This window comes from Paractinoplanes durhamensis, assembly GCF_016862175.1.
Taxonomy (GTDB): domain Bacteria; phylum Actinomycetota; class Actinomycetes; order Mycobacteriales; family Micromonosporaceae; genus Actinoplanes; species Actinoplanes durhamensis.
Map to the genome: position 1 here is coordinate 148,722 of NZ_BOML01000057.1, position 13,788 is coordinate 162,509.

General features: G+C 73.4%; 13 protein-coding genes. All 13 read right to left on the bottom strand.

What is annotated here, in order from left to right; genetic code table 11:
- Positions 1-6 precede the first annotated feature (6 nt).
- Genes Adu01nite_RS34850 through Adu01nite_RS34910 form a run of 13 tightly spaced genes read right to left on the bottom strand, consistent with a single transcriptional unit; the run spans position 7 to position 13,779 of the window.
- A complete protein-coding gene (locus tag Adu01nite_RS34850) occupies positions 7-1,515 on the bottom strand; it encodes an IPT/TIG domain-containing protein (RefSeq protein WP_203733531.1) in 1,509 nt (502 codons plus the stop codon).
- Positions 1,512-3,458: a phage tail protein gene (locus Adu01nite_RS34855; protein WP_203733533.1), complete on the bottom strand. Its 1,947-nt coding sequence runs from the start codon at positions 3,456-3,458 to the stop codon at positions 1,512-1,514. Before Adu01nite_RS34855 ends, Adu01nite_RS34850 begins: the two co-directional genes overlap by 4 nt.
- Positions 3,458-4,954, bottom strand: a complete 1,497-nt coding sequence (locus tag Adu01nite_RS34860) for a baseplate J/gp47 family protein (protein ID WP_203733536.1) — start codon at positions 4,952-4,954, stop codon at positions 3,458-3,460. Before Adu01nite_RS34860 ends, Adu01nite_RS34855 begins: the two co-directional genes overlap by 1 nt.
- The gene (locus tag Adu01nite_RS34865) at positions 4,951-5,304 is read right to left on the bottom strand and encodes a GPW/gp25 family protein (RefSeq protein WP_203733538.1); all 354 of its coding nucleotides are present in this window, start codon (positions 5,302-5,304) and stop codon (positions 4,951-4,953) included. The genes Adu01nite_RS34860 and Adu01nite_RS34865 overlap by 4 nt, the downstream gene beginning before the upstream one ends.
- Complete coding sequence (locus tag Adu01nite_RS34870) at positions 5,301-5,684, bottom strand: hypothetical protein (RefSeq protein ID WP_203733540.1); 384 nt, start codon at positions 5,682-5,684, stop codon at positions 5,301-5,303. The genes Adu01nite_RS34865 and Adu01nite_RS34870 overlap by 4 nt, the downstream gene beginning before the upstream one ends.
- Positions 5,685-5,693: 9 nt before the next feature.
- Positions 5,694-6,536, bottom strand: a complete 843-nt coding sequence (locus Adu01nite_RS34875) for a phage baseplate assembly protein V (protein ID WP_203733542.1) — start codon at positions 6,534-6,536, stop codon at positions 5,694-5,696.
- A complete protein-coding gene (locus tag Adu01nite_RS34880; protein WP_203733544.1) occupies positions 6,536-7,633 on the bottom strand; it encodes a phage late control D family protein in 1,098 nt (365 codons plus the stop codon). The genes Adu01nite_RS34875 and Adu01nite_RS34880 overlap by 1 nt, the downstream gene beginning before the upstream one ends.
- Positions 7,633-8,232: a hypothetical protein gene (locus tag Adu01nite_RS34885; protein WP_203733546.1), complete on the bottom strand. Its 600-nt coding sequence runs from the start codon at positions 8,230-8,232 to the stop codon at positions 7,633-7,635. Before Adu01nite_RS34885 ends, Adu01nite_RS34880 begins: the two co-directional genes overlap by 1 nt.
- Entirely contained in the window at positions 8,229-8,918 is a 690-nt protein-coding gene (locus tag Adu01nite_RS34890) for a hypothetical protein (protein ID WP_203733548.1), read from the bottom strand. Before Adu01nite_RS34890 ends, Adu01nite_RS34885 begins: the two co-directional genes overlap by 4 nt.
- Positions 8,915-10,969: an ATP-binding protein gene (locus Adu01nite_RS34895; protein ID WP_203733550.1), complete on the bottom strand. Its 2,055-nt coding sequence runs from the start codon at positions 10,967-10,969 to the stop codon at positions 8,915-8,917. The genes Adu01nite_RS34890 and Adu01nite_RS34895 overlap by 4 nt, the downstream gene beginning before the upstream one ends.
- Positions 10,966-11,811 (bottom strand): Pvc16 family protein, encoded by an 846-nt coding sequence (locus tag Adu01nite_RS34900; RefSeq protein ID WP_203733551.1) that lies wholly within the window; start codon positions 11,809-11,811, stop codon positions 10,966-10,968. Before Adu01nite_RS34900 ends, Adu01nite_RS34895 begins: the two co-directional genes overlap by 4 nt.
- Positions 11,808-12,929 (bottom strand): hypothetical protein, encoded by a 1,122-nt coding sequence (locus Adu01nite_RS34905; protein WP_203733552.1) that lies wholly within the window; start codon positions 12,927-12,929, stop codon positions 11,808-11,810. The genes Adu01nite_RS34900 and Adu01nite_RS34905 overlap by 4 nt, the downstream gene beginning before the upstream one ends.
- On the bottom strand, positions 12,919-13,779 hold the full coding sequence (locus Adu01nite_RS34910) for a T4 family baseplate hub assembly chaperone (RefSeq protein WP_203733553.1): 861 nt from the start codon (positions 13,777-13,779) through the stop codon (positions 12,919-12,921). Before Adu01nite_RS34910 ends, Adu01nite_RS34905 begins: the two co-directional genes overlap by 11 nt.
- Positions 13,780-13,788: the final 9 nt, after the last annotated feature.

The window sequence follows — 13,788 nt, forward strand, 5'->3', positions numbered from 1 at the left end:
CTCCGATCAGGAAAGGATGACGAAGTGGAGTGCGGTCGCCGTTCCGCCGCCGGTGGTGACGGTGATCGGCACCTCCAGCCCGTTCGGCGGGATTGGTTGCGGGACTGCAGGAATCAGGCAGGAGATCTCGTTCGCGGAGGGCGCGGCTGAGATCTGCGCGGGGGTGTCGCCGAACTTCACCGAGACCGGCGGGACGTCGAAGTTCGTGCCGAAAAGGGTCACGCTCTGTCCGATCGGGTTACTGCGTGGCCGGAACGGCGTCGCGGCGAAGACCGGTGGCAGAACGCCACGCTCGACGCGGAAGGCGTCCTCGCTGACGTCCGAGCCCGCCGTCGTGGTGATGGTGATGTTGACCTCGGCGGAGGTCTGCCCGGCCGGCACCAGCCCCCGGGGCACCTCGACGGTCAGCGAGGTCGGCGTCGGGACCCCCACCACATCGGCGTCGACGGTGTCGAACCGGACCGAGGGCGGGCTCACCGCGAAGTTGAACCCGAACAGCGTCACCGTTGTCCCGGCACTGCCGCTGGCCGGGTCGAACTGATGCCCGGGCAGGCCGAACGCCGGGTCCGCCCGCACCGTGAACGACTCGCGCGACACCGTCTCGCCGCCCGGGTTACGCACGGTGATCGGTACCTTCACCGGGACGTCAGTCGGCGTCAGGCCGCCGGGGACGGCGACCGCGATCTGCCGCGCGGTCGGCGTGCCGATCAGGGTGCCGGGCACCGAGCCGAACAGGACGACGGGCTGGCTGACATCGAAGTTGATGCCCTTGAGCGTGACCGGCTGGCCCACCGGTCCGCTGCGCGGCGAGAATTCGGCTCCCGGCGCCGGCACGAAGGCCGGAATCAGCAGGACCTTCTCCATCAGGCTGAGCCGCTGTTCCATGTCGGCGACGGTGAGCCGCCGCTGCCGCAGGTCGGTGATCATGTCGGCGCGGATGGTCGGCACGCCGCTCGGCCGGGTCAGCGTCGCGAGCGGATAGACCGCGTGCCCGTCGGCGGCCGGCGGCACCGGTTCGCCCTCGGCCACCCGCACCACCCAGTGCGGCTTCAGCCGCACCGAGGTGGGCATGCCGACGTCCGGGTTGGTGAGCGTGTCGTCCTTCTGGTAGTCGACCTCGATCAAGAACGCGTCGAGGTAGACGGTGTCGATCCGCGGGTTCGGCTGGGCCGGCGTCGGGGCGGTCAGGCCGTCGCGGTTCTGGCTCGTGTAGGTCACGTCCGCGCCGGAGCTGACCTCGAGCCCGCCGACCAGGAACGGGCCCGCGCCGATGACGAAATCCTGCACCGCTCCCCCGCCGGTCCCGGCCGAGATCCGGAACCCGTCGGTGCCGGCCGGGACGCCCTCGCCGACGTAGCGGGTGAACAGCGACCGCATCCCGGCCACCAGCAGGTCCTGCAGGAGGTTGAGGTCGCGGTCGAGCAGCGGCACGCCCTGCTCGATGTGCAGGCCGACGTAACCGTTGCGGCGGTTGGCCAGCAGCACCTCCAGTGGCGACATGGAGAAGTCGCTCATCGGGGAATCTCCTCTCCGTTCGGCTTGAGCAGGACGGCCTGGGCCGTCACCGGCATGAACTCGTGCAGCACCCCGGCGAGCCGCTCGGCCTCGTCCGGTCCGGGCGGCGGCCCGGGAAGGAACACGCCGACCGTCTCCCGGGAGGTGCGGCCGACCCGGCACGTGTAGCTCTGGTCGTCGGTGAACTGCCGGCGGCGGTCGCGGGCGGCCTCGTCACTCGCCCGGACCGTACGGGTGCCGCCGTACCGGGTGTCGAGGGTCCCGGCGCCCCAGGCCACGGCCGCCGCCGAGCGGAGCATCAGCAGGGTGCTGCCGTCGTCGAGCGGGACGGCGGCGGGGGCGCGTCGCGAACCGGCGGCGGCCGGGGTGACGGTCTCGGCCGGCCCCCAGGTGAGGGCGGCGACGTCGAGTACCGAGCGGGCCACGGTCCAGCCGGCCGCGCCGCGGGTGGACGCCCGGAACAGCTCCAGGTCGCCGGCCGGGGTGCGCAGCGGGTACGGCTCGCGCTCGTGGTCGGCCGGGTTGTCCTTGGGCACCAGGCGGACCGGCGACCAGGTCACCGTGGCCGGGTCGGCGCCCTGCGCGGCCCGCCAGGCGATCGACCAGCGGGTCTGGCCGGGCGGGCCGCCCGGCTCCGGGCGGGCCCAGAACAGCCAGATCCCGCCGCCGTCCGGGGCGGGCACGGCCACGAGATCGTCCTCGGCGGCGACCGGCGACCCGTTGTCGTCCGGCATGACCGCGGGTGGGTCCGGCTGCCAGGCGGTCCCGTCGTGCCGGGCGTACCGGATCTGCCAGCGGTGGCCGAGCCATTCGCGCCAGAAGAGCCACAGGCCGCCCGCGTCGTCGGCGACCGTGGCCGGGCTGCGCCGCGAGCCGTCCCCGGCCGGCACGGCGGCGTCCGACCACGTGCCGTCGGCGGCGCGGGTGCGGGCGGCGAGGTCCCACCGCCCGTCGGCGCCGAGCTGTTCCCAGAACAGCCACAGCACGTCGCCGTGCCGCGCCACCGCCGGGTTGAGGTCGCGGCCCGGCCGGTCGACCAGCGGTTCGCTCGGCGCCCACTGCCCGTCCGCGTAGCGCTTGGCCCAGATGTCCGGGCCGTGCGGGCGCTCCACGTGGAAGACGAACAGCTCCGCGCCGTCCCGGTCGCGGACGTGCCGGATCCGGCCGGCCGAGGTGGCGTGCGGCGAGAGCAGCGTGTCCGGCGTCCAGGCGCCGGCCGTGTCCCGGACCGCCGTCCACAGCAGCAGGCGTTCCGGGTCGTTGGTCCGGGCCACGTTGTGCACGTACTCCTTGACCTGGCTGCTCCGGCCGGTGATCCGGGCCACCGTGGACCGCACCACCGGTGGCGCGCCGACCACCGCGTACAGCCGCGGCGCCAGCCGGATCTGCAGCCGCTGCGCCGAGACCGGCAGCCGCTCGTCGGTGGGCCAGCCGATCCACTGGGCGAGCAACGGCAGCAGGTCGCCCTCGGTGTGCTCGACGTCGCGGATGCCGAGCAGCGACCGGGTCAGGCTGTAGAGGGCGTCGAGCTCGCGGCCGGGCATGTCGAGGAACCGGCGCAGTGGCCCGTCCGGCGGGTCGAAACGGCGGTAGACGACCGGCAGCATGCCGTAGAGCTGACCGGCGAAGTCGTACGTGGTGGTGGCGAGCGCGCTGACCCGGTTCACCGAGTTCGGCTCGTACGTGCGGGGGCCGCCGGCCGGCTCGGCGAACGGGAAGACCGCGTAGTAGTGGACCGTCTCGCCGCGCAGGCCGGTGTCCGACACCGACGTGATCCCGAACGCGTCGCGGACGACCACGCCGTCGTCGGGTCCGGTGGGGAAGGTGCGTTCCCGGCGGACGACGCGCGCGCCTGGTAGGCGTACGAAATCGGGATTTTCCCAGGAGAGGTCGATGCGACCGCCCGCCGCGTGCGCACTCGCCGTGAGGTTCCGCAGCCGCATCAGACCGCTCCCGTCACCACGGTGACGGTCAGGCCGCCGTCCACCGGGATCTCGTCGGGGCTCAGCAGGATCCGCCCGGTGCGCTCGACGAGGTCGGCGGCGCCGGTCCGGCGGAACTCGGTGATGGTGACCGACTCGACCCCCGGCACCTGCTGGAACAGCTCGTAGAAGCGGCTCAGGAAGAGCGCCTGTCCGAAGTCGACGGCGTCCTCGGCGAACATTCCGGCGCCGGCCTCGCGCACCGCCGTCACCACGTCGGCCGGCACCGCGTAACTGCGCACCGTGATCCCGGCCGTGACCACGATCGGTACGTAGTCGACGTCCTGGATCTCGATGACCTGGGAGAGCATCCGCTTGTCCTCGAAGTAGGCGAGGAGCCCGGCCTCGAGCACGTCGTTGACCTTGCCGCCGCCGGCCGGCGCGACCCGCAGGATCACCCGGTTCCAGCCGGAGGGCGTGGCCCGCACCTTGCCGACGCCCTTGAAGTCGCGGGCGAGGGCCTCGTAGTCGGCGGCGGTCACCGCGCGGCGCAGTGACCGGAACACCGCCGGCGCGTGCTCGACGGCGTGCTCCACGCTCTCCCGGTCGGCGCCGCCGTTGGCCGCGGCCGGGTTCGTGACCGTCGCCCCGACCAGCGACAACTCGGGGGCGTCGACGATCGACAGGATGGTGCCGGCGGCGACGTTGCCGGCCCGGCCGCCGCCGGTCCGGTAGGTCGCGGTGAGCCGCTCCCCCGCCCTCGGCACGGCGCCGAACGTGCCGTCACCGAACACCAGCGTGGCGCCGTCGGCGGCGTCGATGTCGACGACGAAACGGCGGTCCTGCGCGCCGCTGAAGGCCAGCGTGTCGACGAGCGTCCAGTCGCCGGGCGGGCCACCGGCCACCGTGCCGCGCACCGCCACGTCGGCGACGCCCGGGCGCAGCATGACGCCGGTGTGCACGACCGGGAACCGCTGGTCGGGCGTGCCGTCGCCGACGCCGACGAACTCGTCGGTGAAGAGCCGCCCCTCCTCGACCGGGATGCCGGTGACGACCCGCCGGTGGTCGGCGGCGCCGGCCGGCACCGCCGAGAAGTCGATGACCAGCGGCGCCGCCCGGGTGTACTCGAAGCGGATGCTCGGCGCGCCGCGGCCGCTCTTGGTGGCGAACGCGTCCCCGCGGCGCACCGTCACGGTGTCCTGCACCGCCTCGGGGACGCTGAGGGTCAGCAGGGCGGCCGCCGGGGCGGCGGTGCCGAGCCGGTAGCCGATCAGGCTCAGGTGCTGGATCACGCTCGCCCGGGAGCGGGCGGTGCCGAGGAAGCTCTCGGTGGCGACCCGGTCGGTGTAGTAGGCGAGGACGTCGCCGACGTGCGCGAACAGTTCGAGCAGCACGTTGCCGACGTCGGCCTCGTTGGCCGGGTCCCAGCCCGCGAACCGTTGCACGGCGAAGGCGCGCATCGACCGCAGGAGGCTGTCGTAGTCGCGTCCCGTGTAGTCGATCACCGGCCTGGTCATGCGAAGCTCACCCGCAGCGCGCGCCGCGCGAGGTCCTTCCGGCGCAGGTAGTCGACCTGCACGATCAGCTGCCGGCCGCCCTCGTCGGCCGGGCTGACGTCGACCGCGCCGACCACGATCTCGTCGCCGAGCCAGCGGGTGAGGGCCTGCCCGACGGTGAACTCGACGGCCGAGGCGAGCACCGCGTCGGCCGGGTCGAAGACCAGCCCGAACAGGCCGCAGCCGAACTCGGGCAGGGCGATCCGCTCGCCCGGCGCGGTGAACAGCACCTGGATGATCCGGCCGCGCAGTTCCTCGTCCTCGTCGGTGGCCACGGCGCGGGTGAAGGGGAAGTCCGGCCCGCCGGTCATCGGATCAGCCCGACGCCGTCGTTGGTCTGTACGAAGACGACGCCGGCCTGGCTCGCGGTGACCCCGATCCCGTGCCGGTGCGCGCTCGGGGCGGACGACTCGGTCTGGCCGGCGACCGTGGCCGCGACCGCGCCCCCCGTGCGTACACCGTGAATCTCCAGGTTGGTCCTCAGATATTCGACGACGCCGGCCGCGATGGCGAAGGACAGCTCCCGCCACTTGACCCGGGCCTCGTCGAGCATCTTCTGCGCGGCCACCTTCGCGTCGCCGGTCGCCGCGTCGGCCTTGTCCTGCAGCGGCTTGCCCAGCACCGCGTCGACGTGGCCGAAGATGGCGCCGGCCATGCCCTGGTCGGCCGCCTTGGTTCCGGGATTCAGCATGGCGCCGCCTCACTTGACCTTGTGCTTGTCGGACAGCGGCACCTCGAGGCTCAACGGCACGGCCGGCGGCGAGGTGGGCGCGCCCAGGTTGCCGGTGTGGGTGTGGGTGTTGAGCGAATTGATGAACGTGTCCACGGCGGTCTTGAGCGCCGAGCCGAGCACCAGCTTCTCGGTCGCGCCGGTGCCGATCGAGATGCCGCCGTTGGTGACCTCGATCGCGGTGCCGTCCTTCTCGGCGATCTTCACGCCGGTCTGGTCGAGGACCACCTTGTGCTTGTTCTTGCCGTCGCCGATCGCGATGCCGTCCTTGTCGAGGACCACCTGGTGAGCGTTCACGCCGTCGGTGATCGTGATGCCGGTCTTGTCGAGTCGGATCACGTGGTGGTTGGCGCCGTCGACGATCGTGATGGCCTCGTTGGAGTCGGCCTCCTCGAACTGCACGGTGTGCCCCTTGCCGGTACGCAGCACCCGGCAGGTCGGCGGGTCCTGCACCTCGCCGGCCGGCTTGCCGGTCTTGTCGGCCGGCTTGGGCGCCTCGGAGCCGGCCGCGGGCTTGCTCCAGTAGGTGCCCACCCAGATCGGGAACTCGAGGTCGCCCTCCTCGAACTCGATCCACACGCCGGCGTCGCGCGGCGGGATGAAGAAGAGCCCCTCGCCGGGCAGGCCGCCGGTCGGCACGCAGGCGGTGGCCCAGCCGGTGACCGCGTCCGGGCCGAACACGCTGGGGACGCGGGCGGTCACCCGGCCCATCCGGTTCGGGTCCTGGTTGTCCACGACGATGCCGCGGTACTTGCCGTAGTAGCGCCGGTCGACCCGCTCGGCCAGGTCGGCGACGACTCGCTCGATCGTCATCAGCGTCCTCCCCCGAAGTTCTCGTCGCCCTTGGGGCCGATCGCGTTGCGCCGGGCCGAGAAGCGCTGGAGGTAGCCGTCCGGGCTGAACACGTGGGTCACCCGGCGGACGTAGTAGACGCCGCTGAACGCGCTGCCCACGCCCTTGATGGTCACCGTCGTCCGGGGCTTGAGGACCGCGCCGTACCGGTCGGCGCCGACCTCGCCGTCGGCCACCACGAACCAGTCGGCGCGGTCGTGCACGGCCTGGCCGAGCACCGCCAGCTCGGCCTGCGACGTGGCGACCGTGCGGTTGAGCACCACGCTCGCCGGTTTGACCCCGCCGGTGCTCAGCGCCGCGCCGCCGGTCTTGCCGAGGGCGGGCTGCACCCCCGGGCGCGCGGCGGCGGCGATCGGCTCCTTGGTGATCCGGTCGATCCCGTACGCGTGGACCTCGGCCGGTGCGAGTGCGTCGAGCTCGACCACCAGCCGGTTCACGTTGGTCTCCGCGCCGAACTGGGCGGCCAGCAGCGGCTGCGGGCTCTCCGCGACGGCGGGCGGCCGGAACCAGCCGACGTTGCCGTCGACGAAGCACTCGAAGCCGTTGCGCCGGGCCAGCCGGCGCAGGAACTCCAGGTCGGTCTCGCGCTGCATGATCGTGGCGACCTTGTCGTCGTGGACCACGTCGGTGCCGGTCACCTTCGCCTCGAAGCCGGCGTCCTTGAGGATCTGGCCCGCGATGTCGCTGTCCTTGTGGGCCGGCCACGCCTTGAGCACCTCGACCCGGTCGAGCAGGACGCTCGTGTCGGTGCCGAGCACCTCGAGGCGGCACTGCTCGGGCACGGCGCCGAACTCCGGCCGCACGTGGGTGACGTAGCCGGAGATCAGCTCGGTCGGGGCGTCGTCCACGCCGGCCCGCACGACCACCGTGGTCCACGGCGTGAACACGTCGTCGTCGAGCAGCGTCCAGGTGCCGTCCGAGCGCAGCCGCAGCGCGAGGCTGAGCCGGAACATGCCGGCCAGGTCGTCGTCCAGCTCGACCTCGAGCGCGAGCAGACCGGCGTACACCTCGTCGATCTCCGCGCCGCCGATCGTCAGCACCAGGCTCGCGTGGGCCATCAGGCACCCCCGGCGGGCGCGGGCGGCACCAGGACGGGGGCGCCCACGCCGTCGTCGCGGGACACCGCCGCGACCGTGAACCCGGCATCCCGGATCACCGCGACGACGTCGGCGACGGTTTCCCCGGCCACCGCGGCGGCCGCCTCGTTGCGCCGGACCCGCAGGGCGCGCACCGGCCGCCCGACGGTGACCACGAACTGCGCCTCCCCCACGGTGCGCCGTTCGTCGGCGAGCTCCACCTCGTCCACGACCGTGACGTCCTCCACGCCGGCCAGCGCGGCCAGCGCGCGGCGCACCTCGGTCCACGGCGGGTCGCCCGGGATCGTCACCGGGACGGTCAGCGTGGTCACCGGCTCGGCCCCGACCAGGGCCAGCGGCGACAGCGCCGCCGGGTTGGCGTCGGCGATGTGCCACCACACCAGCGGGCGCCGGTAGTAGGTGGCGGCCAGCTGGTCGAGCCGGTCGCCGGCCGCCACCGGATGGGTGAACGTGCCGGTGACGGTGGGAAGCAGCCGCAGCTCGCGCGCCGCCAGCACCCGGCCGCGGGCGTCCGGGACGGCCACGATCGGGACGTCGCGATAGCGGGAGGTCTCGCTCATCCGGGCACCACCACGTTGGCGACGTCGGTGGCCCGGGCCAGGTTCAGCACGGACATCGCCTCGGTCGCGGCCCGGGTGTACTTGTACGGCGCGTTGCCGCCCTCGATCACGGTCAGGTTCACCGCCGCGCTCGCCCGGACCGGGTCGAGGCCGGCGCTGAACTCGGTCTCGGTGATGTTGAGCGCGGTGATGTTGACCGGCAGCACGCGTTTGCGGCCGAAGACGAACAGCACGAGCGGCGGGTTGCTGTTGCGGGTGAAGCTGAACCCGAGCGGCCGGCCGATGTCGTTGGCGAGCCCGCCGATCAGGCTCTCGTTCTTCGGTGTCACCATCTGCTCGAGCGTGGCCAGCTGGGGCCCGATGCCGAGTTGCTCGGTCAGCGCGTCGCCCTCGTCGAGCCGGTCGCTCGCGTCCAGCCGGATGTCGAAGCCGATGGTCTGCTCGGCCACCGTGACGAGTTGCTCGCGCTGCACGTCCCGCAGGTCGGGGAACTTGTTGTGGAAATCGCGCAGGGTCAGCCCGTTCGCCCCGGCCATCGAGGCGGGCACCGCGTAGGTGATGCCGCGGTTGCGGGTGAGCTGGACCGGATTGAACTGGAAGACCACCACGAGCGGCGGCACCGACAGGCCGAACTCGACGAACGCGCCGCGCAGGATCCGCGGCTTGTTGGGGAACCCGTCGCTCATTGCCCACCCCCGGTCCAGACCTTGCCGACCTTGTCGAACTCCCGGCGGGTGCCGTGCAGCAGGTGCGGCTGGCGAATGACGCCGCCGTCGGCGGCGGCGAGAAAAGCGGCGGAGAGTACGACGTTGCGGATGTTGCCGCCGGCCAGCGGGAACGCGCGGGCCAGCTGGGCGATGTCCACGTCGTCGCCGATCGGCGCGCGACCCGGCAGGTGCGCACGCCAGATCCGCCGCCGGTCGGCCTCCTCCGGAAACGGGAACTCGACGAGGAAGCGCAGCCGGCGGGTGAACGCGTCGTCGAGGTTCTGCCGCAGGTTGGTGGCCAGGAGCACGACGCCGGTGTGCCGTTCGATGCGCTGCAGCAGGTAGCCGGTCTCGATGTTGGCGTACCGGTCGTGCGCGTCGGAGACCTCGGTGCGCTTGCCGAACAGCGCGTCGGCCTCGTCGAAGAACAGCACGGCATTGCTGGCGGCCGCCTCGTCGAACACCCGGGCCAGGTTCTTCTCGGTCTCGCCGATGTACTTGCTGACCACCGCGGACAGGTCGACGGCGAACAGGTCCAGGCCGACCGCCCCGGCGACCACCTCGGCCGCGAGCGTCTTGCCGGTGCCGGGCGAACCGCTGAACAGCGCGGTCAGGCCACTGCGGCGCCCGAAACCCCAGCCGTCGTGGACGAGCCCGGCCAGCCGCACCTGGTCGCACAACTCGCGCAGCTGGTCGACCAGGTCGGCCGGAAGAATCAGATCGGACCAGGACCGCTCGGGTTCGATCTCGGTAGCAAGCAGGCCCAGCCGGCCGCGGGTCTGGGTGCGGCAGGCCTCGACCACGTCGGCGATCTCGGGCCGGCCGGCTCCGCGGGCGGCGGCCAGCGCCGCGGCCGTGTCGGCGGCCATCGCGATCCGCTCGCGGCTGATCGCGTAGCGGGCCGCCAGCGGGCGGGCCAGGGCCGGGCCGAGCCGTTCCCGCCAGGCCTCGACCGCCCGGTCGCCGGTCGGCGGGTGGACCCGCAGAGCGACCACCACCGCGCCGGCGAACGTCTCGGCCCGCACCCACGGCTCGGCGGTGACGAGCACGACCAGCCAGCCGAAGTCGGCGATCCCGGCGGCCAGGGCGCGCAGCGTCGCCTCGCCGAGCCGGTCGGCGTCCCGGACCACCAGGGCCGCCTGCTGCAGCAGGCAGTCGCGGGCGGCCAGCCGGACGAGCTCGGCGGCCGGTTCGGCGCCGGCGTCGAGCACCAGGACGGGCACCCCGGCGCGGGCGCACACGGCGGCTGCCGACTCCACCCCGCCCGGCCCGGCCAGGCCCACCACCAGGGCGCGGGTCTCGGCCGGGTCGCCGAGCCGGCGGCGCACCAGGCGTTCCAGGCCGGCGTCGTCCTCCTCGCCGGCCGCCGGCACGATCAGCGGGCGGGCCACCCCGACCAGGCGCGGGTCGATCGTGGAGTCACCGACCAGCAGCGCCCGGATGCGGGGGTCGAGCCGGAGGAAGCGGGCCAGGCCGCTGGAGCCGGACGGGTTCTGGTTGTCGTCGACGATCTCGACGAGGCCGGCCCGGCGCAGGGCGGCGGTGTCCTCGAAGGTGGCGCGCCGGTGCCAGCGCTCGGCCTCGCTGTCGCATTGGAGGTCGAGGCAGAGGTCGATGCTGGGCAGCCGCCGGGTGAGGTCGTCCTGCAGGTAGGCGTAGATCCGGTCGTAGTCGCGGCGCAGCTCCGGGGCGAGGCAGATGACCAGGACCGTCCGTTCGAACTCGTCGAGGCCGAAGAGCCTGGTCAGGGTGGGCAGGCCGAGCACGATGCCGTGCCGGGCCGAGGCCTCGGTGCGGGCGGCGATCTCGGCGGCCACGGCGTCCGCCTCGCCGGAGAACGGGGTGCGGTGCGGCGGAGCGCCGAGGGCATCCTCGACCTCCTCGCGGGTCACATAGACATTGCGCGCGAACTGCGTCCGCTCCCCCTCCGGCGGAAACCCGCTCAGCCGCTCCCGGATCAACAGATTCAGCCGGCGCAGCTCATCCGTCAAAAAGGCAACATCGCTCGGGTACGGGTGGATGGCGCTCATGCCGTCACCTCGAACGGGAACAGCCGCCGGAACAGGTGCGACACGTCCACCCGGAGGTCGTAGAACCCGGCTTCGAGGTCGTCCGGGACGGTGGCGGTGAACGTCTCGCCGCCGGTCAGGACCGTGCCGTCCAGCAGCGGGACGCCGGCCATCTCCACCCGGGCGCGATGGCCGGCGAGGTGCCGGCCGGTGAAGGTGATCGTGGTGCCCGGCGGGCCGGCGGCCGGGCCGGCGTCGTCCACGATCGGCGGGCCGGCGAACTGGATGACACCCGGCACGCCGACCTGGCGGACCCGCTGCGGCACGGCGGTGTCGTCGTCCGGCCGGGCGTCCAGCTGGATCGTGCTGACCTGGTAGAGCACCGACAGCCGGTACGGCTTGGTGAAGGTGCTCCACAGCTGGCCGATCTGCTCGGGGTCGAGCGTGCCCAGGGTGACGCGCAGTTCCTCGCGGGCGGTGATCAGGCCGGCGTCGAGGTAGACCGGCGGGACCACGGCGAAGTCGTGGAACACCCGCATGGCCTCGCCGAGGATCTGCTGTGCGGTGGCGTTGCCGGTCTGGGTGTCGTTGGGGGCGTAGGCGGTCATCAGGTAGTGCGCGGTGAGCGACAGCGGCGGCGGGATCAGGACGGGCGGGTTGCCGGGCCGGACCGACGGTTCGGCGTTGCGCAGGAACGGGTTCTCCTGGACCCGGTAGAGGAAGAGGTTGATCCGCCGGTCGCTGCTGGCCGCCTCGTCCGGCGACAGCACGGTGACCCCGACGGTGAGGCCGAGCTCGAGCTCACCGATCAGCATGTTGCGCAGCGAGGAGCTGACCATCCCCAGCGCGGTGGAGGCACTCATCGCACCAGCCCCATCCGGACCCGCCGGAGCCACCGTCGTTCGGCGAACTGCACGGCCGCATCCGGCCCCGCCCACCGGACCGGCGGCGGCAGGACCGCCGGGCTGCCGTTCCCGGCGGGCGGCACCGCATCAGCCGAGTTCGCCTCGGGCTTCGCTCGTACGGCCGGTGCCGGGCCCGGCATCGTGGCTGCGGCGGCCTCGGTGGACCGGGTCGCTCCGGGGGCGGCGGGTGCGGCGGGCGGCGACGGCGTCTCGACGATGCCGGTGCGCTCGGGCACTGCCTGGGCGCGGACGACCGGTCGCGGGCGCCGATCGGAGCCGTTCGCGACAGCCGGTATCGCACGCTCGGGATCAGCGCGGATGGCCATCTCGAACGGGCCGCTGGGCGGCATGGCCGATTCCGGCGGCACGGCGGCGGCCGGCTGAGGATCCGCTGGTACGCGGTGGGCGGCGAGCGGGCGACGCGGCGACTCCGGCGCGCGGGCCGGACGTTCCGGCGCGCGGCTCGGGGCCGGCTCCCGGACCGGATCGTCGGTGGCCGGTAGTGACGGCACGTGGCTCGGCGGCCGGTCCGGCACACGCGGCGCGGCGACGGCTTCGGCGACCGGCACACGCTCCGGCTGCCCTTCGCCCGGACGGACGTCCTGCGGCGCCGCGCCATGATTGGTCGCGGGCGGCCGAGACCTCTCGCGGCGATCGCCGGGCGGCTGCGGTTCGGTCACTCCGGGAACCCGCACGCTGACCGGGGCGACCGGCCGATCCGGCGCCGTCACGAACGACGTCGACGGCGGCGTCTCGGACGACCCGGCCGCGACCGGCTCCGGCATCTCGCCCGAGGACTTCGGCAGCGTCCGAGCGGACTTCGGCAGCGTCCGAGCGGGCTTCGGCAACTCGGCCGGTGGATTCGGTGGTTCCGGTGGCCGGCCGAGGAACGGTTCGGGCGGGTCGTCGGTGGGGGCGGCCCACGGCGTACGCGCCGAAATCGGTTTTGCCGGCATCAAGCGCGGGGTCAGCGCCGGGCCGGTGGAGAGGCCCAGCAGCCGTTCGAGGGTGGACCGGTGCTCGAACGCCCGGGTCTCGCCGGCCAGCACCCGCCGCAGGTAGCCGTCAGGCGCCATCGTTCAGCCGCTCCAGCTCGCCGGCCAGCACGTCCAGGTAGGTCTCGCGGCGATCGCGGGGCATCCCCATGATCTCGGCCTCGCTCCAGTGGTAGTGCGACGCCAGCTGGTGCACCTCGCGGTACAGGGTGGAGACGTTCGTGCGCAGTTCGCCGAACACGTACTGATGGATGTCGAAGGTGACGGTGAAGGTGCGCCCGCACTCGGGGCACGGCGTGTCCACCTCGCGGTCGACCGCGGGCGCCAGCCGTTCCATCTCGCTCTCGATGCGCCACCGGTCGTCGGCCGGGAGATCGGCCACCACCTCCGGACCGGGGTCGGCCACCTCGCCGATCCGGCCGATGCAGCGCGCCAGCAGCAGCGTCGCCGCACTCCCGGGGTCGCGCACCGCGAGCGGCCCCAACTCCTCCGCGTCCCCGCCGGTCGGCAGCCGGAACCGCACCACCGACGACCCCGGCAGCGGCAGCTCGTACCAGGGCCGCGGATCGGGTGCGGTCCGAACCGGCACATCCCCGGCCGAGAACTCGAGCGTCACCCGCTTGCCGCAGGACGGCCACGGGCACATCAGATCGCCGCGGACGAGGTCGCCGAAGGTCGCGCGCCGCAGTTGCAGCAGCAGCCATTCCCGGTCGCCGACCAGCAGTTCGCGCACCACCGCGGGCGGCACCGGCTGCAGGTCGCCGAGCCGGTGCAGGCAGCGGGCCAGCACCTCGGTGACCGCCCGCGGCGTCGCGGCCGCCGCCACGCCGGTCAGCGCCTCCTCGTCGCGGCCGGTGAGGACGCCGAGCTCGGCCGCACGATGCAGCCGCCCGCCGTCGTCCCACCAACCACCCGGCAGTGTCACGCGCATCCGGTGCCG

Coding starts and splice junctions, on each gene's coding strand:
- Adu01nite_RS34850 (WP_203733531.1), bottom strand. CDS start 1,515: ATGAGCGACTTCTCCATGTCGCCACTGGAGGTGCTGCTGGCCAACCGC.
- Adu01nite_RS34855 (WP_203733533.1), bottom strand. CDS start 3,458: ATGCGGCTGCGGAACCTCACGGCGAGTGCGCACGCGGCGGGCGGTCGC.
- Adu01nite_RS34860 (WP_203733536.1), bottom strand. CDS start 4,954: ATGACCAGGCCGGTGATCGACTACACGGGACGCGACTACGACAGCCTC.
- Adu01nite_RS34865 (WP_203733538.1), bottom strand. CDS start 5,304: ATGACCGGCGGGCCGGACTTCCCCTTCACCCGCGCCGTGGCCACCGAC.
- Adu01nite_RS34870 (WP_203733540.1), bottom strand. CDS start 5,684: ATGCTGAATCCCGGAACCAAGGCGGCCGACCAGGGCATGGCCGGCGCC.
- Adu01nite_RS34875 (WP_203733542.1), bottom strand. CDS start 6,536: ATGACGATCGAGCGAGTCGTCGCCGACCTGGCCGAGCGGGTCGACCGG.
- Adu01nite_RS34880 (WP_203733544.1), bottom strand. CDS start 7,633: ATGGCCCACGCGAGCCTGGTGCTGACGATCGGCGGCGCGGAGATCGAC.
- Adu01nite_RS34885 (WP_203733546.1), bottom strand. CDS start 8,232: ATGAGCGAGACCTCCCGCTATCGCGACGTCCCGATCGTGGCCGTCCCG.
- Adu01nite_RS34890 (WP_203733548.1), bottom strand. CDS start 8,918: ATGAGCGACGGGTTCCCCAACAAGCCGCGGATCCTGCGCGGCGCGTTC.
- Adu01nite_RS34895 (WP_203733550.1), bottom strand. CDS start 10,969: ATGAGCGCCATCCACCCGTACCCGAGCGATGTTGCCTTTTTGACGGAT.
- Adu01nite_RS34900 (WP_203733551.1), bottom strand. CDS start 11,811: ATGAGTGCCTCCACCGCGCTGGGGATGGTCAGCTCCTCGCTGCGCAAC.
- Adu01nite_RS34905 (WP_203733552.1), bottom strand. CDS start 12,929: ATGGCGCCTGACGGCTACCTGCGGCGGGTGCTGGCCGGCGAGACCCGG.
- Adu01nite_RS34910 (WP_203733553.1), bottom strand. CDS start 13,779: ATGCGCGTGACACTGCCGGGTGGTTGGTGGGACGACGGCGGGCGGCTG.